19 protein-coding genes and 1 pseudogene are annotated in these 23,813 nt (G+C 62.8%); 9 read left to right on the top strand and 11 right to left on the bottom strand.

Going from position 1 to position 23,813, the window contains the following annotated elements:
- Positions 1-283 precede the first annotated feature (283 nt).
- Positions 284-1,720, top strand: coding sequence for an exodeoxyribonuclease I (sbcB, locus tag Q6A48_RS10125; protein ID WP_304553979.1), 1,437 nt, complete (start codon positions 284-286; stop codon positions 1,718-1,720).
- A gap of 83 nt (positions 1,721-1,803) precedes the next feature.
- Here sbcB and mvaT read toward each other — a convergent pair whose 3' ends face one another.
- On the bottom strand, positions 1,804-2,181 hold the full coding sequence (gene mvaT, locus Q6A48_RS10120) for a histone-like nucleoid-structuring protein MvaT (RefSeq protein WP_042732166.1): 378 nt from the start codon (positions 2,179-2,181) through the stop codon (positions 1,804-1,806).
- Between the two features lie 303 nt (positions 2,182-2,484).
- Between mvaT and purU the strand changes: the two genes are divergently transcribed.
- Positions 2,485-3,333, top strand: coding sequence for a formyltetrahydrofolate deformylase (purU, locus tag Q6A48_RS10115; protein ID WP_039591673.1), 849 nt, complete (start codon positions 2,485-2,487; stop codon positions 3,331-3,333).
- A gap of 72 nt (positions 3,334-3,405) precedes the next feature.
- Positions 3,406-3,615, top strand: a complete 210-nt coding sequence (locus Q6A48_RS10110; RefSeq protein WP_304553978.1) for a hypothetical protein — start codon at positions 3,406-3,408, stop codon at positions 3,613-3,615.
- Here the strand turns inward: Q6A48_RS10110 and gpgF are convergent.
- From gpgF to Q6A48_RS26040, 5 genes and pseudogenes are all read right to left on the bottom strand, one after another.
- Entirely contained in the window at positions 3,584-4,579 is a 996-nt protein-coding gene (gpgF, locus tag Q6A48_RS10105; RefSeq protein ID WP_304553977.1) for a glucosaminyl phosphatidylglycerol flippase, read from the bottom strand. The genes Q6A48_RS10110 and gpgF overlap by 32 nt on opposite strands.
- Positions 4,576-5,343 (bottom strand): N-acetylglucosaminyl phosphatidylglycerol deacetylase, encoded by a 768-nt coding sequence (gene gpgD / locus Q6A48_RS10100; RefSeq protein ID WP_369811679.1) that lies wholly within the window; start codon positions 5,341-5,343, stop codon positions 4,576-4,578. Before gpgD ends, gpgF begins: the two co-directional genes overlap by 4 nt.
- A gap of 16 nt (positions 5,344-5,359) precedes the next feature.
- On the bottom strand, positions 5,360-6,481 hold the full coding sequence (gpgS, locus tag Q6A48_RS10095) for an N-acetylglucosaminyl phosphatidylglycerol synthase (RefSeq protein ID WP_304553975.1): 1,122 nt from the start codon (positions 6,479-6,481) through the stop codon (positions 5,360-5,362).
- Positions 6,482-6,731: 250 nt separating this feature from the next.
- Positions 6,732-7,496 (bottom strand): methyl-accepting chemotaxis protein, encoded by a 765-nt coding sequence (locus Q6A48_RS26045; protein WP_369811682.1) that lies wholly within the window; start codon positions 7,494-7,496, stop codon positions 6,732-6,734.
- Positions 7,497-7,589: 93 nt separating this feature from the next.
- A pseudogene (locus Q6A48_RS26040) lies at positions 7,590-8,621 on the bottom strand (HAMP domain-containing protein); the annotation flags it as partial.
- A 188-nt stretch (positions 8,622-8,809) separates the two neighbouring features.
- Between Q6A48_RS26040 and Q6A48_RS10085 the strand changes: the two are divergent.
- Positions 8,810-10,297, top strand: coding sequence for a helicase HerA-like domain-containing protein (locus Q6A48_RS10085; RefSeq protein WP_304553973.1), 1,488 nt, complete (start codon positions 8,810-8,812; stop codon positions 10,295-10,297).
- A gap of 85 nt (positions 10,298-10,382) precedes the next feature.
- Here Q6A48_RS10085 and Q6A48_RS10080 read toward each other — a convergent pair whose 3' ends face one another.
- Complete coding sequence (locus Q6A48_RS10080; protein WP_304553972.1) at positions 10,383-10,838, bottom strand: DUF721 domain-containing protein; 456 nt, start codon at positions 10,836-10,838, stop codon at positions 10,383-10,385.
- Between the two features lie 310 nt (positions 10,839-11,148).
- Between Q6A48_RS10080 and secA the strand changes: the two genes are divergently transcribed.
- From secA to Q6A48_RS10065, 3 genes are all read left to right on the top strand, one after another.
- Entirely contained in the window at positions 11,149-13,884 is a 2,736-nt protein-coding gene (secA, locus tag Q6A48_RS10075) for a preprotein translocase subunit SecA (protein ID WP_304553971.1), read from the top strand.
- A gap of 102 nt (positions 13,885-13,986) precedes the next feature.
- A complete protein-coding gene (argJ, locus tag Q6A48_RS10070; RefSeq protein ID WP_304553970.1) occupies positions 13,987-15,204 on the top strand; it encodes a bifunctional glutamate N-acetyltransferase/amino-acid acetyltransferase ArgJ in 1,218 nt (405 codons plus the stop codon).
- A 237-nt stretch (positions 15,205-15,441) separates the two neighbouring features.
- Entirely contained in the window at positions 15,442-16,386 is a 945-nt protein-coding gene (locus Q6A48_RS10065) for a Nudix family hydrolase (RefSeq protein ID WP_304553969.1), read from the top strand.
- A 148-nt stretch (positions 16,387-16,534) separates the two neighbouring features.
- Here the strand turns inward: Q6A48_RS10065 and Q6A48_RS10060 are convergent, their stop codons facing one another.
- From Q6A48_RS10060 to Q6A48_RS10050, 3 genes are read right to left on the bottom strand one after another with little or no spacing between them, the layout of a single operon-like run.
- Positions 16,535-17,116, bottom strand: a complete 582-nt coding sequence (locus tag Q6A48_RS10060) for a cob(I)yrinic acid a,c-diamide adenosyltransferase (RefSeq protein ID WP_304553968.1) — start codon at positions 17,114-17,116, stop codon at positions 16,535-16,537.
- Between the two features lie 2 nt (positions 17,117-17,118).
- Positions 17,119-19,155, bottom strand: coding sequence for a sensor histidine kinase (locus Q6A48_RS10055; RefSeq protein ID WP_304553967.1), 2,037 nt, complete (start codon positions 19,153-19,155; stop codon positions 17,119-17,121).
- Positions 19,156-19,200: 45 nt separating this feature from the next.
- Positions 19,201-20,118, bottom strand: coding sequence for a putative 2-dehydropantoate 2-reductase (locus Q6A48_RS10050; protein ID WP_304553966.1), 918 nt, complete (start codon positions 20,116-20,118; stop codon positions 19,201-19,203).
- Positions 20,119-20,259: 141 nt separating this feature from the next.
- Here Q6A48_RS10050 and Q6A48_RS10045 point away from each other — a divergent pair, with 141 nt between their 5' ends.
- Positions 20,260-20,745, top strand: coding sequence for a YajQ family cyclic di-GMP-binding protein (locus Q6A48_RS10045; RefSeq protein ID WP_042728748.1), 486 nt, complete (start codon positions 20,260-20,262; stop codon positions 20,743-20,745).
- Between the two features lie 191 nt (positions 20,746-20,936).
- Positions 20,937-21,770 carry a mechanosensitive ion channel family protein gene (locus tag Q6A48_RS10040; protein ID WP_304553965.1) on the top strand — a complete coding sequence of 278 codons (834 nt, stop codon included), beginning with the start codon at positions 20,937-20,939 and terminating at the stop codon, positions 21,768-21,770.
- 94 nt (positions 21,771-21,864) lie between these two features.
- Here Q6A48_RS10040 and Q6A48_RS10035 read toward each other — a convergent pair whose 3' ends face one another.
- Positions 21,865-23,193 (bottom strand): OprD family porin, encoded by a 1,329-nt coding sequence (locus Q6A48_RS10035; protein WP_304553964.1) that lies wholly within the window; start codon positions 23,191-23,193, stop codon positions 21,865-21,867.
- Positions 23,194-23,813: the final 620 nt, after the last annotated feature.

Raw genomic sequence — 23,813 nt, 5'->3', positions numbered from 1 at the left:
AGGGAGCTACCCCGCTCCCTAAACCGGTGGTACAATGTACGTGATGTTGGCTGCACTGCCGCCATCGCGAGCAGGCTCGCTCCCACAGGGTGGGTACACGCAGGACCCTTGTGGGAGCGAGCTCGCTCGCGATGGCGGTGGGGCTGTGACGGTGATGTCGGGCTATACCGCCGCTATCACGAGCAGGCTGGCTGTCACATCGTGTTGCCAAAACAGGTGCGGCGCTGGTCGCCGGTGGGGTCGAGCGCCTAGACTTCGCCCGTCTACAGTTCAGGAACCGCCCGTGACTTCCATCTTCTGGTACGACTACGAAACCACCGGGATCAACCCGCGTTGCGACCGGCCCTTGCAAGTGGCGGGGATCCGTACCGATTTCGAGCTCAATGAAATCGACGCACCGGTGAACCTGTATTGCCGGCCCAGTGACGACATCCTGCCGCATCCGGCGGCCTGTGCGATCACCGGGATCACCCCGGGCTGCCTGGCGGAGAACGGCTTGAGCGAGGCCGATTTCATGACCCGCGTCCATGCTCAACTGGCCGCGCCGGGCACCTGTGGCGCGGGCTACAACACCCTGCGTTTCGACGACGAGATGACCCGCTACAGCCTCTACCGGAATTTTTTCGATCCGTATGCCCGTGAGTGGCAGGGCGGCAACAGTCGCTGGGACTTGATCGACCTGGTGCGCGCGGCCTACGCACTGCGCCCCGATGGCATTGTCTGGCCCGAGGAAGAGGGGCGCGTCACCCTCAAGCTCGAGCGCCTGACCGCCGCCAACGGCATCGATCACGGCCAGGCCCATGATGCGTTGTCGGACGTGCGCGCCACCATTGCGCTGGCCCGGCTGATCCGCCAGCGCCAACCCCGGCTCTACGACTGGCTGTTCCAGTTGCGCAGCAAACAGAAAGTGATGGACCAGGTTCGCCTGTTGCAGCCGATGGTGCATATCTCCGGAAGGTTCTCGGCCGCGCGAAACTTCATTGGTGTGGTCCTGCCGCTGGCCTGGCACCCGAAAAACCGCAACGCGCTGATTGTCTGCGACCTGCACCTGGACCCCCAGGGGTTGCTGGAGCACGACGCCGAAACCTTGCGACAGCGCCTGTACACCCGCCGCGAAGCGCTGCTCGAAGGCGAGCTGCCGGTGCCCCTCAAGCTCATCCACATCAACAAGTGTCCGGTGGTCGCGCCGCTCTCGGTGCTGCGAGCCGAGGATCAGCAGCGTTTGCAACTGGACATGGCCGGCTACCAGCAGCGTGTGGCGCGATTGACTGACGCACAGCAAGTTTGGCAGGACAAACTTCAAGCCATTTATGCAAGCGAGGATTTCGCCGCCAGCGATGATCCCGAGCAGCAGTTGTACGCAGGTTTCATTGGCGATCGCGATCGACGTTTATGTGAGCAAGTGCGCATGGCCGACCCGGCACAATTGGCACAAGAACGCTGGCCTTTCGACGATGAGCGTTTACCGGAACTATTGTTCCGCTATCGCGCGCGCAACTTTCCGGACACATTGAATCCTGAAGAGCAGCGGCGTTGGAGAGTTTTCTGTCAACAGCGCCTGTCTGCCCCGGAATGGGGTGCGCCTAATACCCTGGAAAGTTTCGATGCGGCGATGGCGGAGTGGTTGACCCTGTCGACACCTTTACAGCGTGAAGTACTGGTGCAATGGCAGGGCTACAGCCAGCAATTGCGCAAACGTTTAAGCCTCGATTTGTCGTGAAACAGCAATAGGGGCAGGCATAAAAAAAACGCCAGCGATGCTGGCGTTTTTGTGTTCGCAAGAACGGCGTGAACCGGTGAGGCTCAACCCAGCAGGGTTGCCCAGCCTTCGACCACATCACCGCCCCACTTGGCTTTCCACTCTTTCAGGGTCTTGTGGTTGCCACCTTTGGTTTCGATGACTTCGCCGTTGTGCGGGTTTTTGTATTGCTTAACTTTGCGAGCACGTTTGGTGCCGGTAGTTTTCACGGCACCCCGTGGAGCCTTGCTCGACTTGGCGTCCGGATCCAGCAGGGCAATGATATCGCGCAGGGACTTGGAGTATTCACCCATCAACGTGCGCAGTTTGCCTTCGAATTCCAGCTCGGTTTGCAGCTTGTCGTCCTGGGACAGGTTTTTCAGGCGGGCTTGCAGTTCTTTGATGGCTTCTTCGGTGGCACGGTATTCATTGATCAGGGACATGGGGACTACCTTATGTTGGACTCGGGTGACAAGGGCACAGTGCGGCAATAGTAATCAGACAGTTTCATCAAGTAAACATTTAACCGAAGTTTTATTTAAGTAATTAGTGCTGTGCCACAAAATGGCTATTGCAGTTAAATACCTGCCCGCCGACTTCACATCCGTTCGCACATATAGCCCGCCGCGCAGGCGGTGTCCCGTGCCGTGAGGGCGTGCGCGAAGCAGCGAACGCATGATCGATACTGCAGTTTTGCCGCGCAATGGCTAGAATGGCCGCCTTTGCGAAGTTCTGGAGTTCCCCTAATGCGCACTTTTCGGCTGGTGATCGCTTGCCCGGACCGCGTCGGTATCGTTGCTAAAGTCAGTAACTTTCTGGCGTCCCATAACGGCTGGATCACCGAAGCGAGCCATCACTCGGACAATCAGAGCGGCTGGTTTTTCATGCGTCACGAGATTCGTGCCGACTCGCTGCCCTTTGGCATCGAAGCTTTTCGCGAGGCCTTCGCGCCGATTGCCGAAGAGTTCTCGATGGACTGGCGCATCACCGACACCGCGCAGAAAAAGCGTGTGGTGTTGATGGCCAGCCGCGAGTCCCACTGCCTGGCAGACTTGCTGCACCGCTGGCACAGCGATGAGCTCGACTGCGATATCGCTTGTGTGATTTCCAACCATGACGACCTGCGCAGCATGGTCGAATGGCATGGCATCCCTTACTACCATGTACCGGTCAACCCGCAGGACAAGCAGCCGGCGTTCGCCGAAGTCTCGCGCCTGGTCAAGCAGCACGACGCCGAGGTGGTGGTGCTGGCCCGCTACATGCAGATCCTGCCGCCGTCCCTGTGCAGCGAATATGCCCACAAGGTCATCAACATCCACCACAGCTTCCTGCCGTCTTTCGTCGGCGCCAAGCCGTACCACCAGGCCTCGATGCGCGGCGTGAAGCTGATCGGCGCCACCTGCCACTACGTCACCGAAGAACTGGACGCCGGCCCGATCATCGAGCAGGACGTGGTTCGCGTCAGCCACAGCGACAGCATCGAAGACATGGTGCGTTTCGGCCGTGACGTGGAGAAGATGGTCCTGGCGCGGGGCTTGCGCTATCACCTGGAGGACCGGGTGCTGGTGCACGGCAACAAGACCGTGGTGTTCTGACCCTGTCATCGTGGCGGGGGAGCAAGGCTCCCTTGCCACGCAACATTGCCCGACTTTCCCGGGAGGCCCGTCATGACCGATCCATTGGACAAAGCCACTTCCAGGGCGCCGGCCACCCTCGGCGAGGGCTGCCTGAGCCGCTACGACCCCGATGACCTTGGCCCGGAAGACGGCACGGAGTTTCCCGATGCCGCCGAGCTGTGGAAACAGACCCATCCCGACGACCAGCCCGACCCTGCGCAGAAAGCGCTCACGCCTGCCGCAAGGCGATCAACTTCTTGATCAAGGGCCGGCCGACCATCAGCAAGAACACCGGCCCACCGGCCACCAGGTAGAAGTAGTAGGTCACCGCCCGCCAGATCAGGATCGCCGCGGCCGCGGTGGATTTGCCCACCATCGGCGCCAGGAGCGCCGCCGACGTCAGTTCCGCCGCCCCGGCGCCCCCCGGCAGCAGGCTGAATTGCCCCGCGCTCAAGGACAGCATCTGGATCAGGAAACTCCAGGCCCATTGCAAGTCCGCCCCCAGCCCCTTCAACGCCAGGTACAGCACGCTGTAGCGCAATGCCCAATGCAGGCAGGTCAGGCCGAACACCTGGAACAACGTCTGTCGTGGCAGTTTCAAGGTGTCGGTGAACGCCGCCAGGAAATGCAGGATCTTGCGTCCCCAGCGATGACGGGTGGCACTTTTCACGCGCAACCGTCGCAGCAAACGCGCGCCCAGCAGGATCAGCCGGCGGTGATAGCGCGCCACCAGCACGCAACCGAACAGCCCGCCAAACAGGGAGATTGCGCTCAGGGTCAGCATCCACTCCATGCGCTGGCTGAGGTTCTGGAACAGTGCGTAGAACAGGATGCCTACCAGGGCGCAGAGAAAGAACAGCAGGTCGCTCAGTTGGTCCATGGCAAACACCGCGCTGCTGTGGGCCGGGCGTACGCCGTTGCGCGCCAGCAGGGCCATCAGGGTCAGCGGTCCACCACTGCCTCCGGGCGTGGCGCACAGGGCGAACTCGGTGGACATCACCACCCCCAGGCTCTTGAGCTTGCCCAGGCGCCCGCGATGCTCGCCCAGCAACAGGCGCAGGCGCAGCGCGTTCAGGACCCAGCACAGCACGATCATGCCGAGCATGGCCAGCAGCAGGGACAAGGGAAAGCGCTGCACCCGCGCCCACATGTCCGTACCGCCCACCAACAACGGGACCAGCAACGCCATGAGCAGCGCGGCGGTCAGCCAGATCAGCCGCTTCATGCCGCGCTGCTGACCCGCAGGCCCTGGGTGGCCAGCCAGTCGACCTTGGTCATTGGCACACGCCCCTCGTTGAGCAGGCGTTCGAGGGTGCGCAGCCAATAGTCCCGGGAAAACCGATGGCGCATGTCCACCGGGTGCAGGCCCAGGCGAATCACCGGTGCCTGGCGCCAGCGCTGCTCACGTTGGTCGCTGAGGACTTTCGACAGGCCCCGGCGCCAGGCGCTGCGGGCGCTCCAGACCAGCCCGGGGGCGTCGAGCCGGGTGAAGTCGGGCAGCCGATACAGGTGCTGGGTATCGCTGGTGTAGCTCAGCGGCAACTGGCGCAGGGCCCGGCGCGTGCCTTCGCTCATCAGCCAGGCCGGGGCGACGAAGCCTTCCAGCGGCCAGTGGTAGCGCTCGAAGGTTTCAATGCCGGCGCGCAGGCGGGCGAGGGCGGCTTCCTCGGACAGGTTGTAGAACTCGCCTTCATGGGTGTAGACCCGGCGCATGAACCAGTCCTTGGGATGACGCGCCGCCGGCCCGTCGTCACAGTGGTAGTAGCCATGCAGCACCAGTTCGTCGCCGCGCTCGATCCGCCGATCGAGCAGGCGCCTGAATGCGGGATGGTCCTGCAACGGATTGTTGTGGTGGAAATCCGGCACCACCAGCCAGGTCATCGGCACGTCACCGAGGGCATCGACCGCTTCGACGAAAGGCTGGTAGTCGGGCCAGGTTTGCGGCGCCACGTCATGCAGCACCAGAAGTACGCTGGGCGAGGCATTCATCGACACGGACCTCGCCTCAACCATTGGCCAGCAGCGGCATCTGCGCGCCGAGCACCGCGTAGTAATGCCCCAGCAAGCTGTTGACCACCGAATCCCAGGCGTAATAACGCTCCACATGGCGGCGCGCGAGCACGCCACGCCGCTGGCAACCCTCGGCGAACAATTGCCGCACGGCGTTGGCCATGGCCTGTGGATTGTTGGGCGTGCACAGCAGGCCGCAATCTTCATGGACGATTTCGGTGAACGCCCCGGCCGCCACCGCCACCACGGGGATGCCGCTGGCCATCGCCTCGAGAATCACCAGGCCGAAGGTTTCCTGGTCACCGGCATGCAGCAGCGCATCGGCACTGGCCATGAGCCGCGCCACTTGCGGTGCCGGGCAGAACTCGTCGACCACGGTGACATTGTCCGGCACCAGCGCTGGCATCGACGAGCCCACCAGCAGCAGGTGATAGCGCTCGCCCAGGCGCTTCATGCACTTGAGCAGCACCGGCAGGTTCTTTTCCTTGGAGCCGCGGCCGGCGAAAATCAGCAGCCGGGTGTCTTCGGCGATCCCCAGCTCCGCCCGCAGCTCCGGGTCACGGGCGGCGGGGGTAAAGGTTTGCAGGTCCACGCCCAGGGGTTGCACGTAGACATTGCGGACGCCCAGGCCGGTCAGCTTGTCGGCCATGACCTGGCTCGGCGCCAGGACCCGGTCGAAGTTGCCATACAACTTGCTGACATACGCCTCGATGTTGGGGGTGAACCAGTTGCCCATGCGGTTGCTCACCAGCAGCGGCAGGTCGGAGTGGTAGAAACCGATCACGGGCACGTCGAGCTGCCGACGGGCATCCAGGGCGGCCCAGGCGGTGAGGTAGGGGTCGCCGACTTCGATCAGGTCCGGTTGCAGGTCACGCAGGACATTGCGCCAGGGCGCCAGGCGCAGTGGAAAGCGGTAGCCCTTGCCGAAAGGCAGCGCCGGGGCCGGGACCTTGTAGACCCCGTCGTGCTCGCTCAAATGTGCGCCGGGAATCAACAGGCTGTGGCGAATACCGGGCCGATCGCCCAGGCGCCGGTGCTTGGCATCCAGGTAGGTGCGCACGCCGCCGCTGGCGGGGGCGTAGAACATGGTTATGTCCGCTATATGCACGATGAACATCCCTCCGGTCTGAGTTCTCCTTTGTTGACCTTTATGAAGAATAGATGTTCGGTTGGGTTATGGGCGAGCGGAGAGCCAGAGGGTGTGGCTTTGTTTGACAGGGCCCCATCGCGAGCAGGCTCGCTCCCACAGGTTGGACACATTCCAATGTGGGAGTGAGCCTGCTCGCGATGAGGGCAGTTCAGGCGCTAGTGGCCTTTGCGGTTAATTCTGGCGCCGAAGTTGCGTATACGAGTTAGCCACCAGGCCACTAGATACGGAAACTGCCTACCAGTTGCTTGAGCCGCGCTGCCTGCCGTTCCAGGTCGGCGCAGGCGCGCAGGGTCGATTGCAGGTTCTCCACCCCTTCCTGGTTCAGCATGTTGATCTCGGTGATGTCGACGTTGATCGACTCCACCACGGACGTCTGCTCTTCCGTGGCGGTGGCCACGGACTGGTTCATGCCGTCGATTTCGCCGATGCGCTGGGTCACGCTGGTCAGGCGCTCGCCGGCCAGGTTGGCGATCTCCACGCTTTCCTGGCTATGGCGCTGGCTGTCGTTCATGGTCATGACCGAATCCCGCGCGCCGACCTGCAACTCCTCGATCATGGTTTGCACCTGCTGCGCCGACTCCTGGGTGCGGTGGGCGAGGTTGCGCACCTCGTCCGCCACCACGGCGAACCCGCGCCCGGCCTCGCCGGCCCGGGCGGCCTCGATCGCTGCGTTGAGGGCCAGCAGGTTGGTCTGCTGGGAAATGCTGGTGATCACTTCCAGGATCTGGCCGATGTTCACGGTCTTGCTGTTCAGCGTCTCGACGTTGCCGCTCGAGGTACTGAGCAACTCGGACAGGCGATTCATCGCGGCGATGCTGCGCTCCACCACCTGCTGGCCGTCCTGGGCCAGACCGCGGGCGTCGCTGGCCTGATGGGAGGCCTGGGCGGCGTTGCGGGCGATCTCCTGGGCCGCGGCGCCCAGTTGATTGATGGCCGCGGCGACGCTGTTGGTGCGGCTCGATTGTTCGTCGGAATTGACCATCGACGAATTCGACGCGCTGACCACGCGCAGGGCGACTTCGTTGACGTGCTCGGTGGCGGAGGACACTTCGCGGATCGAACCGTGGATGCGCTCGACGAAACGGTTGAAGGCGGTGCCCAGGATGCCGAATTCGTCCTGGTTCTGGATGGTCAGGCGCTTGGTCAGGTCGCCTTCACCGTCGGCGATGTCTTCCATGGCCCGGGTCATGGTGTGCAGGGGCTGGATCAGCAGGCGGATCAGCATGCTCAGCAAGGCAATGATGAAGACCACTGCGATGATCGTCGCCACGACGGCCGAGGTACGGAAATCGCTGAGCATCGCGTAGGCCAGGTCTTTGTCCACCGACACCCCGACGTACCAATTCACCGACGGCAGGCCCTTGATCGGCACGAAGGTGACGATGCGCGTATGGCCGTCCACCTCGACTTCGGCGATCTGCTCGCTGATTTTCGGCGTATTGCCGGGATAGGCTTCGGCCAGGGTCTTCATGACCAGGGCCTTGTCCGGGTGCACCAGGATCTTGCCATCGGCGCTGACCAGGTAGGCATAGCCCATGCCGGCGAAGTCCACGGTCTTGAGGTTGTCGACAATCGCTTGCAGGCTCAGGTCGCCGCCCACGACGCCGACGGTCTGCGTGGCGTTCCGGGAGGCGCTGGCGATCGAGATGATCAGCGCGCCGCTGGCGGCGTCGATGTACGGCTCGGTCAGGGTCGAGGTGCTGCTGCTCTGGGCACCTTTGTACCAGGGGCGCACGCGGGGGTCGAAGCCGTCGGGCATCTTCGCATCGGGGCGAATGATGAAGCTGCCCTGGGCGTCGCCCAGGTAGGAAGCCATGAAGGTGGAGGTCAGTGCTTTCTGCTCCAGCAGCCGGGTGACGCTGGCTGAATCCGGGCTGGCGGCGATGTTCTGGGCCAGGTTCTCGATGAGCAGGATCCGGCCGCTGAGCCAGGTCTGGATGTTGCTCGCGGTGACCCCGGCCATTTCATGCAGGTAGCTGTCGAGGTCGTCGCGGATGGCATTGCGTTGCAGGTAATCGTTGTATGACGTGAAGGAAGCGAAGGCGGCAACCACGATAAGGGCGGCGGCAAGCAGGATTTTATGACTGAAACGCAGGTTTTTCTTCATGGTTCGAGGTTCCGCTGAGTCTTATAGCTCTGGGCGTGCTTTTATATGAAAAGCGCGCTAAATATCGCCGTATTGAAAAAAGCTGATATTTCCATCTCTCCCTAGGGAATTATCGACCTTGTTTTCAGTAGGGTCCGTCTTTCTAGGTATCGGCCAAGCAGGGCCGCAGATTAATCGCAGGTGACGAAATGCCTGACTCACTCCAGCTTGTTATCGGTGCCGACCCGACCGGCCAACCCATCTCCCAGGCCATGCGCCTGGCGAACCGTCACGGCCTGGTGGCGGGCGCCACCGGCACCGGCAAGACCGTCACCTTGCAGCGCCTGGCCGAAGCCTTCAGCGACGCGGGCGTGGCGGTGTTCGCGGCGGACATCAAGGGTGACCTGTGCGGCCTCGGCGCCGCCGGCAACCCCCAGGGCAAGGTGGCCGAGCGCATCGCCGGCATGCCCTGGCTCAATCACGCCCCCCAGGCTTATCCGGTAACGTTGTGGGACATCCACGGCCAGTCCGGTCATCCGCTGCGCACCACGTTGAGTGAAATGGGCCCGTTGTTGATCGGCAGCCTGCTGGAACTGACCGACAGCCAGCAGTCGGCGTTGTACGCCGCGTTCAAGGTGGCGGATCGCGAGGGCCTGTTGCTGCTGGACCTCAAGGACCTGAAGGCGTTGCTCAACCACCTCAGGGACCACCCCGAGTTGCTGGGCGACGACGCGGCGCTGATGACCACGGGCTCCAGCCAGGCGCTGTTGCGCCGCTTGTCCAGCCTGGAACAACAAGGCGCGGACGCGCTGTTCGGGGAGCCGGCCTTGCAGCTCGAAGACATCCTGCAACCGGCCAGCGACGGCCGGGGACGCATCCACCTGCTGGACGCCAGCCGGCTGGTCCATGAGGCGCCGAAGGTCTACGCGACGTTCCTGCTGTGGCTGCTGGCCGAGCTGTTCGAGCAACTGCCCGAGCGTGGCGATGCGGACAAGCCTTTGCTGGCGCTGTTCTTCGACGAGGCGCACCTGCTGTTCGCCGGCACGCCCAAGGCGTTGCAAGAGCGCCTGGAACAGGTTGTGCGGTTGATCCGTTCCAAGGGCGTCGGGGTGTATTTCGTCACCCAATCACCGGGCGACCTGCCGGACGATGTGCTGGCGCAGTTGGGCTTGCGCATCCAGCACGGCCTGCGGGCGTTCACCGCCAAGGAACGGAAATCCCTGCGGGCGGTGGCGGACGGTTTCCGGCCGAACCCGCAATTCGATGCCCTGGCGGTGCTGACCGAACTGGGCATCGGCGAAGCGTTGGTGGGCACCTTGCAGGAAAAAGGCACGCCGCAAATCGTCCAGCGCGTGCTGGTGGCGCCCCCGCAGTCGCGCATCGGGCCCCTGAGCGAGGCCGAGCGCGCCGCCTTGATCACCGGTTCGCCGCTGCAAGGGCGCTATGACAAGCCCATCGACCGCGAGTCGGCCTATGAAGTGCTGATGGGGCGCAAAGGGCTGGAGCCCGAGGCCGAGGTCGCGCCGGGCAAACCGGCGGCCGCCGAACCGAGCCTGGCCGACAAGGCCGGGGAGTTTCTCGGCACGGCGGCCGGGCAGGCGCTCAAATCGGCGATGCGCCAGGCGGCCAATCAGTTGGGCCGCCAGCTGGTGCGAGGGCTGATGGGCTCGTTGCTGGGGGGCAGCAAGCGCCGCTGATCGAAAGGGGGGCGGGCAGTCGCATTGGTATCGCCCCCTTCGCGAGCAAGCTCGCTCCCACGGGGCCTGACCGGCACCAAGAATCTCAGCCCTTGGGCCGGGCATGCGCCGCCAATCGCTCCAGCGCCGCCCGCAGGTTCGGATCGCTGATGCCTTCGGCCGTGGACTGGATGGTTGCGGCGGCGTCGCTGGACAGGTCCAGCGTGTGCCCCTTGGCGCCGACCTGCACCGTGGGCGGTTGGACCTTGAACTGGATCCGCACCAGGCCGGCGAATTCCTCGAACGCCTGCAACTGGCGTAACAGGCGTTTTTGCTGGTAGCGCAGGCGCGTGGCCCAGTGGCCGTCGGTGACAATCAGCAACAAACTGCCCTCGCGCCAGGACGCCACGTGACAATGCTCGCGGGCGGCAGGTTGCAGCTGGCTGTCCAGCAGGCGTTGCAGGTGGCCCAGGCGCCGGGCATGGCCGAAGATGGCTTTCAGCGGCTTGGCTTCGCGCAGCAGGATGGCGGGCGCCTTGGCGGTAAGAGGGCGAAAGGCCATTGAATGAATACCGCAAATGACAGAGGCGCCATGGTAGCAGAAAGCATCGCAGGCGCCTCGGCCCGGTGGTCCGAGGGGTTTTGCCCTGGGGCAATCGAGGGTTAACTTCTGCGCTTTGTGGGTTGAAGTTCGCGCAAAAGCCCTTATTTTAAGCAAGCCCCGTCACAGCGCTGTGCCAGCATCGTGGAATAACGCCACTTTCCTCTCCATCGTTTCCGGGTAGAATGCTCGTTCGCATGCGGCCATGAGGGCTGCACGGGCGACTCACGGGGCCGCCCTCCATCCCTTTAGTGTGGAAGATCCTGCCGATATGTTTGCGCCTTTGTTAAAGAAACTCTTTGGAAGCAAGAACGAGCGTGAAGTCAAGCGCATGCTCAAGACGGTACAGACTGTCAATGCCTTCGAAGAGCAAATGGTGGCCCTTTCGGACGATCAGTTACGCGCCAAGACTGCCGAATTCAAGGCCCGCATCGCCAAGGGGGAAACCCTTGACCAGCTCCTGCCCGAAGCCTTCGCGGTTGCCCGTGAAGCCGGCAAGCGGATCATGGGCATGCGCCACTTCGACGTTCAGTTGATCGGTGGCATGACCTTGCACGAAGGCAAGATCGCCGAAATGCGCACCGGCGAGGGCAAGACCCTCGTGGCCACCCTGGGTGTGTACCTCAACGCATTGTCCGGCAAGGGCGTGCACGTGGTGACGGTCAACGACTACCTGGCCCGCCGCGACGCCAACTGGATGCGCCCGCTCTACGAATTCCTCGGCCTGACCGTCGGCGTCGTCACGCCGTTCCAGCCGCCGGAAGAGAAGCGCGCTGCCTACGCTGCCGACATCACCTACGGTACCAACAACGAATTCGGTTTCGACTACCTGCGCGACAACATGGCGTTCAGCATGGAAGAAAAATTCCAGCGTGAACTCAATTTTGCCGTGATCGACGAAGTCGACTCCATCCTCATCGACGAAGCCCGTACCCCGCTGATCATCTCCGGCCAGGCCGAGGACAGCTCCAAGCTGTACATCGAGATCAACAAGCTGATCCCGCAGCTCAAGTTGCACGTCGAGGAAGTCGAAGGCCAGGTGACCCAGGCCGGGCACTACACCATCGACGAGAAGACCCGCCAGGTCGAGCTCAACGAAGCCGGGCACCAGTTCATCGAGGAGATGCTCACCCGCGTCGGCCTGCTGGCCGAGGGCGAGAGCCTGTACTCGGCCCATAACCTGGGCCTGCTGACCCACGTCTATGCCGGCCTGCGTGCCCACAAGCTGTTCCATCGCAACGTCGAGTACATCGTGCAGGACGGCCAGGTCGTGCTGGTGGACGAGCACACCGGCCGGACCATGCCGGGCCGTCGCCTGTCCGAGGGCCTGCACCAGGCCATCGAAGCCAAGGAAGGCCTGAACATCCAGGCCGAGAGCCAGACCCTGGCCTCGACCACCTTCCAGAACTACTTCCGCCTGTACAACAAGCTGTCCGGCATGACCGGTACGGCCGACACCGAGGCGTTCGAGTTCCACCAGATCTACGGCCTGCAAGTGGTGGTGATCCCGCCGAACAAGCCGCTGGCCCGCAAGGACTACAACGACCTGGTGTTCCTGACCGCCGAAGAGAAGTACGCGGCGATCATCAACGACATCAAGGAGGGCATGGCCCAGGGCCGTCCGATCCTGGTGGGTACCGCCACGATCGAGACCTCCGAGCACATGTCGAACCTGCTCACCAAGGAAGGCATCGAGCACAAGGTCCTCAACGCCAAGTTTCACGAGAAGGAAGCCGAGATCATTGCCCAGGCCGGTCGCCCGGGTGCGCTGACCATCGCCACCAACATGGCCGGTCGTGGTACCGACATCCTGCTGGGCGGCAACTGGGAAGTGGAAGTCGCCTCCCTGGAAAACCCGACCCCCGAGCAGATCGCGCAGATCAAGGCCGACTGGCAGAAGCGCCACCAGCAGGTGCTCGAATCGGGTGGCTTGCAGGTGATCGCGTCCGAGCGTCATGAATCGCGTCGTATCGACAACCAGTTGCGTGGCCGTGCCGGTCGCCAGGGTGACGCCGGTTCCAGCCGCTTCTACCTGTCCCTGGAAGACAGCCTGATGCGCATCTTCGCCTCTGACCGGGTGAAGAACTTCATGAAGGCCCTGGGCATGCAGCCAGGCGAGGCGATCGAGCACCGCATGGTGACCAACGCCATCGAGAAGGCCCAGCGCAAGGTCGAGGGACGCAACTTCGATATCCGCAAGCAACTGCTGGAGTTCGACGACGTCAACAACGAGCAGCGTAAAGTGATCTATCACATGCGCAACAGCTTGCTGGCCGCCGACAACATCGGCGAAACCATCGCCGATTTCCGCCAGGACGTGCTCAACGCCACCGTCAGCGCGCACATTCCGCCGCAGTCGTTGCCGGAGCAGTGGGACATCGCTGGCCTGGAGAGCGCATTGCAGAGCGATTTCGGCGTGGCATTGCCGATCCAGCAATGGCTCGACGAAGACGACCACCTGTACGAAGAAACCCTGCGCGAGAAGCTGCTGGCCGAACTGATCGCCGCCTACAACGAAAAGGAAGACCAGGCCGGCGCCGAAGCGCTGCGCTCCTTCGAGAAGCAGATTGTGCTGCGGGTGCTGGATGACTTGTGGAAAGACCACCTGTCGACCATGGACCACCTGCGCCACGGTATCCATTTGCGTGGCTACGCCCAGAAGAACCCGAAGCAGGAGTACAAGCGCGAGTCCTACACGCTGTTCTCCGAGCTGCTGGATTCGATCAAGCGCGACTCGATCCGCGTGCTGTCCCACGTGCAGGTTCGCCGGGAAGACCCGGCCGAGGAAGAAGCTCGCCTGCGTCAGGAAGCCGAGGCCCTGGCCGCGCGCATGCAGTTCGAACACGCCGAGGCCCCTGGCCTGGACGTTGTTGCCGAAGAGGGCGTCGATGTGGATGTCGCCCTGGCGACCGCGCCGGTGCGCAACGAGCAGAAGCTGGGCCGCAACGAACTGTGCTACTGCGGTTCGGGCAAAAAATACAAGCATTGTCACGGGCAGATCCAGTAACACCCGTTTCCAACGCTGAACGACCTGCGCCGCGACCGGTTTCCGACCGTCGCGGCGTTTTGCCATTTGATTCAGACATACATTTATCTAAGGAGCGCATTCATGGCTGTTGGTCTTGGTCCGTTGCCAACGTTGCACCCGGTTGCCGGTTTTGAACTCGGTATCGCTTCGGCGGGCATCAAGCGTCCCGGGCGCAAGGATGTCGTGGTGATGCGTTGTGCCGAAGGCTCGACGGTTGCCGGCGTGTTCACCCTCAACGCGTTCTGCGCCGCGCCGGTCATCCTGGCCAAGCAGCGCGTGCAGGGGCCGGTGCGCTACCTGCTGACCAACACCGGCAATGCCAATGCCGGCACCGGCGCGCCAGGCCTGGCCGCCGCCGAGCGCACGTGCGCCAAGCTGGCCGAATTGACGGGCGTGGACGCCAGCCAGGTGCTGCCGTATTCCACCGGTGTGATCGGCGAGCCGCTGCCGGTCGAGAAAATCGAAGGCGCGCTGCAGGCCGCCCTCGATGACCTGTCGGAAAACAACTGGGCCGCCGCCGCCACCGGCATCATGACCACCGACACCCTGCCCAAGGGCGCGAGCCGCCAGTTCGAACATGACGGCGTGACCGTGACCGTGACCGGCATCAGCAAGGGCGCCGGCATGATTCGTCCGAACATGGCAACCATGCTCGGCTACATCGCCACCGATGCCAAGGTTTCCCGGCAAGTGCTGCAGGACCTGATGCTCGACGGCGCCAACAAGTCGTTCAACCGCATCACCATCGACGGCGACACGTCCACCAACGATTGCTGCATGCTGATCGCCACCGGCAAGGCCAACCTGCCGCAGATCACCGAGGCCAGCGGCCCGTTGTTCGCCGCGTTGAAGCAAGCTGTCTTCGAAGTGTGCATGGAAGTGGCCCAGGCCATCGTCCGTGACGGTGAAGGCGCGACCAAGTTCGTGACCGTGCAGGTCAACGGCGGTGGCAATCACCAGGAATGCCTGGATGTCGGCTACACCGTGGCCCACTCGCCGCTGATCAAGACCGCGCTGTTCGCTTCCGACCCGAACTGGGGCCGGATCCTCGCCGCCGTGGGGCGTGCCGGCGTGCCGGACCTGGACGTGAGCAAGATCGATGTGTTCCTCGGCGACGTCTGCATCGCCAGCCAGGGCGCGCGTGCCGCGAGCTATACCGAGGCACAAGGGGCGGCGGTGATGCAGCAGGAGGAAATCACCATTCGCATCGAGCTGGGTCGTGGGCCGTGCAGCGAGACGATCTGGACCACCGACCTGTCCCATGAATATGTGAAGATCAACGCTGAGTACCGGACTTAACCCGGCTGTCGGCTTCGCGAGCAGGCTCGCTCCCAGGAGGTCTTGTGAAGTCCGGTGGGAGCGGGCCTGCTCGAAGGCGACTTGGCGCACAGACAGCCCATTTCCGGTGGTTCCTGCGAACTCCCAGGCGGAGCCGTTCAGGTGGAACTGCCGGCGGTCGATGTGGCCTATGTTGAAATCCTTTACCAACGGCCGGCGTAAGGCCTGGCAACAGGCCGGCCTGGAGGAAGCAGCGCAGTGAAACGAGTACACGTAGCGGCGGCGGTCATTCGCGACGCCGGCGGCAGGATCCTGATCGCCCGGCGGGCCGACACCCAGCACCAGGGCGGCCTGTGGGAGTTTCCCGGTGGCAAGGTCGAGGCGGATGAGTCCGTTGAAACGGCCCTGGCCCGGGAGCTTCATGAAGAGTTGGGCATTGTGGTCGGTGGCGCCCGGCCATTGATCAAGGTGCGTCACGATTACCCCGACAAACAGGTGTTGCTGGATGTCTGGGAAGTCTCGGCGTTCACCGGCGAACCCCATGGCGCCGAAGGGCAGCCGCTGGCCTGGGTGACGGCGCGCGAACTGACGAACTACGAGTTCCCGGCCGCCAACCAGACAATCGTGGCGGCGGCCCGTTTGCCGGGCGACTACCTGATCACCCCCGAGGGCCTGGAAACGCCGGCCTTGTTGCGCGGCATGCAGAAGGCGATCGCCGGCGGGATCAAGCTGGTCCAGCTACGCGCGCCCAGCGGCTATGACCCGCAGTACCGCGACCTGGCGGTGGATGCGGTGGGGCTGTGCGCTGGCAAGGCGCAGTTGATGCTCAAGGGGCCATTCGAATGGCTGGGGGATTTCCCGTCCGCCGGCTGGCACATCACCGCTGCGCAGTTGCGCAAGCATGCGGCGGCCGGTCGACCGTTCGGCAAGGAGCGCTGGCTGGCGGCCTCCTGCCATGACGCCGAGGAACTGTCCCTGGCGCAGCAGATGGACGTGGATTTCGTGACGCTCTCGCCGGTCCAGCCGACCCAGACCCATCCCGAGGCCCAGCCGTTGGGGTGGGCCGAGGCGACCCGGCTGATCGAGGGTTTCAACAAGCCGGTCTATCTGTTGGGCGGGGTGGGGCCTGGCGAGCGGCAGAAGGCCTGGGAAGCCGGGGCGCAGGGTGTGGCGGGTATCCGGGCGTTTTGGCCTGAAGCTTGATTTTGTGGTGTGGCTGCGGGGCCCTTCGCGAGCAAGCCCGCTCCCCCACTATGATCGGTGGTGAACACAAGTTCTGTGTCTGACGCAGATCCAATGTGGGAGCGGGCTTGCTCGCGAAGGCGGCCTGACTGGCGATACATCTCTTCGATCAACTCCCAGGCTTGGCCGCCGCCTCCCACAGCACTTCCGCCACCCCCTGGTGCCGGGCGATGATCCGCGCCGCCACGAACAACAGGTCCGATAACCGGTTGATATAGGCCAGGCCTGGCCCGGCCAGGGGTTCCACGGCGTTCAATTGTTGGCAGCGGCGCTCGGCACCGCGGGCGAGGCTGCGACAGACGTGGGCCTGGGCCACCAGGGTCGAGCCACCGGGCAGGATGAAGTTCTCCAGGGGCCCGAGCGCCTCGTTCCACCGGTCGATCGCCGCTTCCAGTCGCTCGACTTCGGCGGTGCTCAAGGCCTGGTAGGCCGGCATCGCCAGTTCGCCACCGAGGTCGAACAGCCGATGCTGGCAAGGCGCCAAGACCTCGATGACCTCCGCCAGGGCCGGGTAGCGAGCGGTTTCAGCGGCAAGCCCGGCCAGCAACAAGCCCAGTTGGCTGTTCAGGGTATCCACTTCGCCGATGGCTTCGACCCGTGGGTGGTCCTTCGCCACGCGGCGACCATCGCCCAGCCCGGTTTCACCGGTGTCGCCGGTGCGGGTGTAAATCTTCGACAGGCGAAAGCCCATGCTCAACGCTCCAGTTGTATGTTTTCCTGCTGGGTGAGGGATGTGCCGGCCAAGGGCAGGCGCAAGGTGAAGCAGGTGCCCTGGCCCGGCGCCGATTGCACTTCCATCTGGCCCTTGTGGTTGTTGGTGATGATGAAGTACGACACCGACAGCCCCAGGCCGGTGCCCTGGCCGATCTCCTTGGTGGTGAAGAACGGTTCGAAGGTGCGCTTGCGCACGTTCTCGCTCATGCCGATGCCGTTGTCCTCGACCTGGATCTCTGCCCACGGCGGATTCAGCCGCGTGCGCAGGATGATGCGCCCGGGTTCGCTGTCGTCCTGGCGTTGGTGGATCGCCTGGGCGGCGTTCTTCAGCAGGTTGAGCAGCACCTGTTCCAGTTCGTTGGCGGTCCCGGGGACGGGGCCCAGGTTCGGGTCGAACTGGCGGATGATCGCCTGGCCCTTGAAGTCGAAGCCGATCGCCAGGTCGAAGTCGTTGCCGGCGATTTCCACCGCCTGGTCGATCAGCGCGGGCAGGTCGCAAGGTGCCATTTGCCGGGTGCTGCGACGGCTGAAACTGAGCATGTGGGTGACGATCTTCGCGGCCCGGGCGCCGGCCTGCTGGATGCCGTCGAGCAGCTGCGGGATCTCCCGGCCCTGCAGGTAGCGATTGACCACTTGCAGCTCGATGCCCAGTTGCTCGGCCTGTTCCAGGTTCTTCGGCAGGTCCGGCGACAGGCGCCGGCGGATGTTCTGCACGTTGTGCAGGATCGCCCCCAGGGGATTGTTGATCTCGTGGGCCATGCCCGCCGCGAGGCCACCGACCGAGAGCATTTTCTCCGATTGCACCATCATTTCTTCCAGGGACAGGCGCTGGGTGATGTCATCGATACGGATCACCACCCCGCGCCCGGCGCCGCCCATCAGCGGATAGAACGTCAGGGCGTAGTGGCGGGCCTCGTCGTCCTTGGTCCAGGTGACGCGTTCGATCTTGGCCACCGTGTGTTGCTCGACGGTCTGCTTGAGCTGGGGCAGGTACGGCTTGAGGGGCTCGAAGGCAAGGAAAATCGGTTGGTTCAGCGCCTCGTCCAGGCGGGTGCCGGAGAGGGCGCTGGCCTCCTGGTTCCATTGGGTGACGTAGAGCTGTTCGTCGAGGGCGATCAGCGCCGACGGCATGGAGTCGATGATGCTGTTGAGGTAATTCTGGAAGCCGGTGAGCTTCTTCTCGATCTTGCTGCGCACCTGGACTTCCAGTTCCAGCTTGCGATTGGTGTGGCGGGTTTCTTCCGCCAGGCCCTGGGCCTGGTCGTAGGCGGCCTGGGAATCGTCCCGTGCGCGCTTGAGCTGCTGCTCCCGGGCTTCGATCCGCGACAGCATGGTGTTGAACGCCTCGGCCAGGCTGCCGATTTCATCATGGTTGCCCCGTGCGGCACGCAGGGCGTAGTTCTCCTCGCGGGTGACCTGGCGCGAGAGCTCTTCGAGTTGATGAATCGGCTGGGTGATCAGGCGCTTGATCTGCTGGGCGATGACCAGCCACAGCAATACGCTGAAGATCAGGATGCCCAGGCTGGCGGTCAGGGTCCCGGTGTAGAACGCAGTGGGCAGTTCGCTGCTGGCCACCAGGAGCAAGTGTCCGGGCTCCGTGCCGGGGCGGGGCAGGGTGATGACCTGGTTGCTGCGAAACTCACCGGCCTGCCAGGCCTGCACTTTGCGGAAATGGTCCGGCAGCTTGAGCTTTTCACCCTGTTGCAACTGCGCGAGGCGTTCACCCTGGCCGTCATACAGGGCCGCCGCCCGAAGCGGGGCGTAGCTGTTGAGTTCATCGAGCAGGCGCTTGGCGCTCTGGGGCGACTGCACGGCATCGGAGATCAGGCTCGGGTTCGCCACCAGCCGGCCGATGGTCTGCAAGGCCTGGGGCGCCATGCTTTCCTGGGAGATGTAGTAGGCGGCGCTGATAAAGGTCAGGTTGGCCACCAGCAGGACAGTGGTCAATAACACCAACAGGGCGGCCAGCAGTTTCTGGCCGACCGGAAGGTTCTCAAGGCGCTGGCGCAATGGCATCTGGGTCGTCGCTAAAAAGGAATACGGGGCCAGCGTAGCCGCTGCTCAGTCGCTGGGCAATCCGAGGTTGTCCAGGTGGACAATCAGTCGCTGGCGCAGCTGTTGCAGGTGCGGCACCGGCACCTGGTGCCGCTGGGCCACCTTGCAGGCGTGGCCGAGCAGGTAGCTGATCTCGGTACGGCGCCCATGGCTGACATCCTGGTACATCGAGGAGTAATTGGCGGCGGTGGCCTGGATCACCCGTTCGACCTCCGGCTGCAAGTCTTCGGCGGCGGCAGGTTGGCCGCAATGTTCGAGCAGGTCGGTGAGCTCCGCACACAGGGTGGCGACTTCGCAACGGTGATCCTGCAGGCCGCCGTTCTTGCAGCGATGCAGCACGGTCAGCGGGTTGATCGCGCAGTTGAGTGCCAGCTTGCGCCAGAGACGGATGAGGATGTCGGCGCTCCATTCATGGGGAATGCCCGCGGCCTCCAGGTCGTCCAGCCAGAACGGGGCCACCGGGTGCGCGGGGTCGCCGAGCCAGGTGTAGCCGTGGCCGGCGAACACCACGCGCCAGTCGCCGTCGCGAAACGCCCCTTCGGTGCTGGAGGCGCTGATGCAGCGGGCCAGGGGCACGCGATTGGCCACGGCGTCTTGGCTGCCGAGGCCGTTCTGCAACAGGATCAGTTCCGCTCCGGCGTCCAGGCGGTGGGCCACCGAGCTCACGGCGGCCTCGGCGTCATAGGCCTTGCAGGCCAGCAGCAGGCGCTTGATCGGTTCGCCTTGGTCCGCTGTTTCGCCGGGTACCGGGTAACACTGCGCCTGGCCTTGTTCCACCAGCGTCAACCCGCCGGCGGCTCGATAGGCCTGGAGGCGGTCTTCGTTGCGCAGCACCAGCCGCACCGGCAGGCCGGCCCGGGCCAGGCGCGTGGCCCACAACGTGCCGAGGCTGCCGGCCCCCAGGACATGCCAGGTGGTGGGCATCAGTTTTTTACTCGGTTTGGCGCAGGCATCCGGGGGCTCGCAGTGTCAGTCGGGAAAGACCCGTTATAATGAGCCCGATTTTAACCACAAGCCAAGCGCGCGCCTTTGTTACCGGCGCGCCTTTTTATTGGAGAACACTACATGCCGTCATTCGACGTGGTATCCGAACTGGACAAACACGAAGTCACCAACGCCGTTGAAAACGCCGTCAAGGAACTCGACCGTCGCTATGACCTCAAGGGCAAGGGCAGTTTCGAGTTCAAGGAAAAGGACCTGACCGTCAACCTGACCGCCGAAGCCGATTTCCAGCTCGAGGCGATGATCGAGATCCTCAAGCTCGCGCTGGTCAAGCGCAAGATCGATGTGCAGTGCCTCGAGGTCAAGGACGCCTTCGCCTCGGGCAAGCTGATGAAGCAGGAAGCCGTGCTCAAGGAAGGCATCGACAAGGAACTGGCGAAGAAGATCGTCGCTCACATCAAGGACGCCAAGCTCAAGGTGCAAGCGGCCATCCAGGGCGAGCAGGTCCGGGTGACCGGCAAGAAGCGTGACGACCTGCAGGAGGCCATTGCGGCGCTGCGCGGCAAGGAATTCGGCATGCCGCTGCAATTCAACAACTTCCGCGACTGATCCCGGTTGCCGCATAACCGTGGCGAGGGGATTTATCCCCGCTGGGCTGCCTGGCAGCCCTAAAGCCGCCACCGTGGCGTGTCAGCTCGATGCAATTGGCTTTGACGGGCTGCTGCGCAGCCCAGCGGGGATAAATCCCCTCGCCACAATGTATTCGAACTGTTTTCGATAACAGGACTAAGGAGAATGAGATGGACTTGAACGCTGAAGTGGATCACCTGGTCAAGGCGTCCCAGGCCTGGATCCCGATGATCATGGAATATGGCAGCCGGGTGCTGCTGGCGATCATCACGCTGGCCATCGGCTGGTGGTTGATCAACAAGGTGACGCAGAAATTGGGCGCGTTGCTGGCCTTGCGCAACGCCGACCTGGCCTTGCAAGGGTTTATCAGTACCCTGGCCAACATCATCTTGAAGATATTGCTGATTGTCAGTGTCGCCTCGATGATCGGTGTCGAAACCACCTCGTTCGTCGCTGCCATCGGTGCGGCGGGCCTGGCGATCGGTTTGGCCTTGCAGGGCAGCCTGGCGAATTTCGCCGGTGGCGTGCTGATCCTGCTGTTCCGTCCATTCCGCATCGGCGACTGGATCGAGGCCCAGGGCGTTGCCGGGACCGTCGATGCGATCCAGATCTTCCACACCGTACTGCGCACTGGCGACAACAAGACCGTCATCGTGCCCAACGGCAACCTGTCGAACGGCATCATCACCAACACCAATCGCCAGCCCACCCGCAAGGTGGTGTTCGACGTTGGCGTGGATTACCAGGCGGACCTGCAAAAGGCCCGGCAGGTGCTGCTGGACCTGGCGAAGGATGAGCGCGTATTGGCCGATCCGGCGCCTGAAGCGGTGATTTCCACCTTGGGTGACAGTTCGATCACGGTGTCGTTGCGGATCTGGGTGAAGACAGCGGATTACTGGAGCGTGATGTTCATGTTGAATGAACAGGCCCGGGACCGTCTGAAGGATGCGGGGATCGATATTCCGTTTCCACAGCGCGTGATTCGAGTGGTTCAGGAATCCTGACCTGTTGGCCAGGCGTCGATGAATAAGCAGCCATGAAAAAGGCCCATCCGAAGATGGGCCTTTTTTTTGATTACCGCGAACTCACTTTCGGCAATTACAGAACCGAAATCGGGTAGTCGACGATCAGGCGGAACTCTTTGATATCGCCTTCACCTTCGTCAGCGTTAGCGTAGTGCCAGGCTTGACGAACACGGAAGGAAAGATCTTTCGCCGGGCCAGACTGAACAACGTACTTGGCTTCGAAGTTGGTTTCGTTGTGCTTGCCGTCTTCACCGTACAGGCCGGCGTAAGGGCTGCCTGCTGGGGTGTTGGTGCCGTCGATGTCCCAACCTTTGACGTAGCGGGTCATGAAGCTCAGGCCTGGAACGCCGTACTCGGCCATTTTCAGATCGTAACGGATCTGGGCAGACTTCTCGCCAGGGGCGTTGAAGTCGGAGTACTGGATGGAGTTGGCGAGGAAGATCGAGTCGCCGCCGCGGTTGTTGGTACCCACGCCGATGTAGTCGAATGGCGTGTCGCCGTTGATTTTCTGGAAGGCCACGGTGATGGTGTGCGCTTTCAGGAACGAGAAAGCCGCTGCCAGGGAGAACGCGGTGTTGCTGATGTCACCGGCCTTGGAGCTACCAGTGTCGGTGGTGCGGTAGATGTTACCGTCCAGGTTCAGCGACTGATCGCCACCCATTGGGATGGTGTAGTTCAGGTTGCCGTAGTACTGGTTCCAGATGTCTTCCAGCTGGGCGCCGTAGATCGATGCGCTCAGGTTGTCGGTGATGGAGTACTTGCCACCGGCGTAGTCGATGGAGTTGGCTTCCACGCCGGCGTAGGTTGCATACAGGCCGCCGTTACGGGCATTGCGGTCCTGGCTGGTAGCCGAGTAGAAGTGACCGGCTTCGAGGTCCAGGTCTTTGATCTCGCTGCTCTGCAGTTGGAAGCCACTGGCAGTTTGCGGCAGGATGCGGGAACCACCGACAGCGAACACTGGAGCGGTGCTTGGCTGCTGGTCACCGATTTTCAGCTCGGTCTTGGAGATGCGGAACTTGACGGCTGCGCCGGCTTTACCTTGGCTGTCGTTGACGTCACCATCGGCATCGCGGCTCATGTTGCCGGTGCCGCCGGTGCCATCGCCACCGTCCAGTTTCACTGCCAGGTAACCGAATGCATCGATGCCGACGCCAACGGTACCTTGGGTGTAACCGGAGTTGAAGTTGCCCCAGATGCCTTGGGTCCAGTCTTTCTGATCGGTCGCGCCGTCTTTGCGGTCACGGTTGAAGTAGTAGTTGCGCAGCAGCAGTTTGGCGCTGGCATCTTCAACAAAGCCCTTGGCTTCAGACTGGTCGGTTACAAAAGGTGCGGCCGTAGCCATTTGAGTACTGGCTGCTGCAGCAACGGCCAGTGCGATCATGCTCCACTTCATCACGCGCATCGTGATTTGCTCCTTTGGTTTTAGAAGAGTACTGCCGTCCCACCTGTTTTATTATCTGGGCGGCTCTTTCTTTTTGTGTCGGCGCAAACTTATATCACGCCGACCCTATTGGCGATACTTGCCCATACAACCTTTCAGCTTCTTTACGACCATGTCGCCAATGGCTCGATCCATGTCGTATTTCGGCTGACCCAACGCAATCGGATTCACAACTTCTTAAGGTCGTTTTATGTTCCGGCATCGGTGTAAAGAGTCCGTCATTACCGCGCTTGATGCTCCTTGAGGGCAGCCTTGCCACTTTAATTCTCAAGTCTTCGGGTTCCGCTTCCGGCGAGCCCCTTGGACGATGGTGGGGATGAATGCAACAAGCATGCACAAATCCGAATTTCGTTTACATTTTTTTCACATCTTGCCGATTGACGCGGTGAAACCTCATGAAACCGGGGCCCAAAGGCCTTGTTTTAAATAGAGTTGACGACCGTCCGGCTCTCGTGTTTGACGTCACGAAGCGGAGCGCGACAACCAAAAACGTTACCGGTTCACCCCATTGAGTGAGTAAATCCCGGATGCTTCGTGCACTGAGCGTAGACGCACTGTGCTGTTTTGGTGCAAAAAATTTT

Source organism: Pseudomonas citrullilanati (assembly GCF_030580855.1).
Lineage (GTDB): Bacteria > Pseudomonadota > Gammaproteobacteria > Pseudomonadales > Pseudomonadaceae > Aquipseudomonas > Aquipseudomonas citrulli.
This window is presented reverse-complemented; position numbering and strand designations above follow the sequence as displayed.

Excerpts from the sequence above, each read along its gene's own strand:
- mvaT (WP_042732166.1), bottom strand. The coding sequence starts at position 2,181 with ATGTCCCTGATCAATGAATACCGTGCCACCGAAGAAGCCATCAAAGAA.
- purU (WP_039591673.1), top strand. The coding sequence starts at position 2,485 with ATGCGCACTTTTCGGCTGGTGATCGCTTGCCCGGACCGCGTCGGTATC.
- Q6A48_RS10110 (WP_304553978.1), top strand. The coding sequence starts at position 3,406 with ATGACCGATCCATTGGACAAAGCCACTTCCAGGGCGCCGGCCACCCTC.
- gpgF (WP_304553977.1), bottom strand. The coding sequence starts at position 4,579 with ATGAAGCGGCTGATCTGGCTGACCGCCGCGCTGCTCATGGCGTTGCTG.
- gpgD (WP_369811679.1), bottom strand. The coding sequence starts at position 5,343 with ATGAATGCCTCGCCCAGCGTACTTCTGGTGCTGCATGACGTGGCGCCG.
- gpgS (WP_304553975.1), bottom strand. The coding sequence starts at position 6,481 with ATGTTCATCGTGCATATAGCGGACATAACCATGTTCTACGCCCCCGCC.
- Q6A48_RS26045 (WP_369811682.1), bottom strand. The coding sequence starts at position 7,496 with ATGGTCAATTCCGACGAACAATCGAGCCGCACCAACAGCGTCGCCGCG.
- Q6A48_RS10085 (WP_304553973.1), top strand. The coding sequence starts at position 8,810 with ATGCCTGACTCACTCCAGCTTGTTATCGGTGCCGACCCGACCGGCCAA.
- Q6A48_RS10080 (WP_304553972.1), bottom strand. The coding sequence starts at position 10,838 with ATGGCCTTTCGCCCTCTTACCGCCAAGGCGCCCGCCATCCTGCTGCGC.
- secA (WP_304553971.1), top strand. The coding sequence starts at position 11,149 with ATGTTTGCGCCTTTGTTAAAGAAACTCTTTGGAAGCAAGAACGAGCGT.
- argJ (WP_304553970.1), top strand. The coding sequence starts at position 13,987 with ATGGCTGTTGGTCTTGGTCCGTTGCCAACGTTGCACCCGGTTGCCGGT.
- Q6A48_RS10060 (WP_304553968.1), bottom strand. The coding sequence starts at position 17,116 with ATGGGCTTTCGCCTGTCGAAGATTTACACCCGCACCGGCGACACCGGT.
- Q6A48_RS10055 (WP_304553967.1), bottom strand. The coding sequence starts at position 19,155 with ATGCCATTGCGCCAGCGCCTTGAGAACCTTCCGGTCGGCCAGAAACTG.
- Q6A48_RS10050 (WP_304553966.1), bottom strand. The coding sequence starts at position 20,118 with ATGCCCACCACCTGGCATGTCCTGGGGGCCGGCAGCCTCGGCACGTTG.
- Q6A48_RS10045 (WP_042728748.1), top strand. The coding sequence starts at position 20,260 with ATGCCGTCATTCGACGTGGTATCCGAACTGGACAAACACGAAGTCACC.
- Q6A48_RS10040 (WP_304553965.1), top strand. The coding sequence starts at position 20,937 with ATGGACTTGAACGCTGAAGTGGATCACCTGGTCAAGGCGTCCCAGGCC.
- Q6A48_RS10035 (WP_304553964.1), bottom strand. The coding sequence starts at position 23,193 with ATGCGCGTGATGAAGTGGAGCATGATCGCACTGGCCGTTGCTGCAGCA.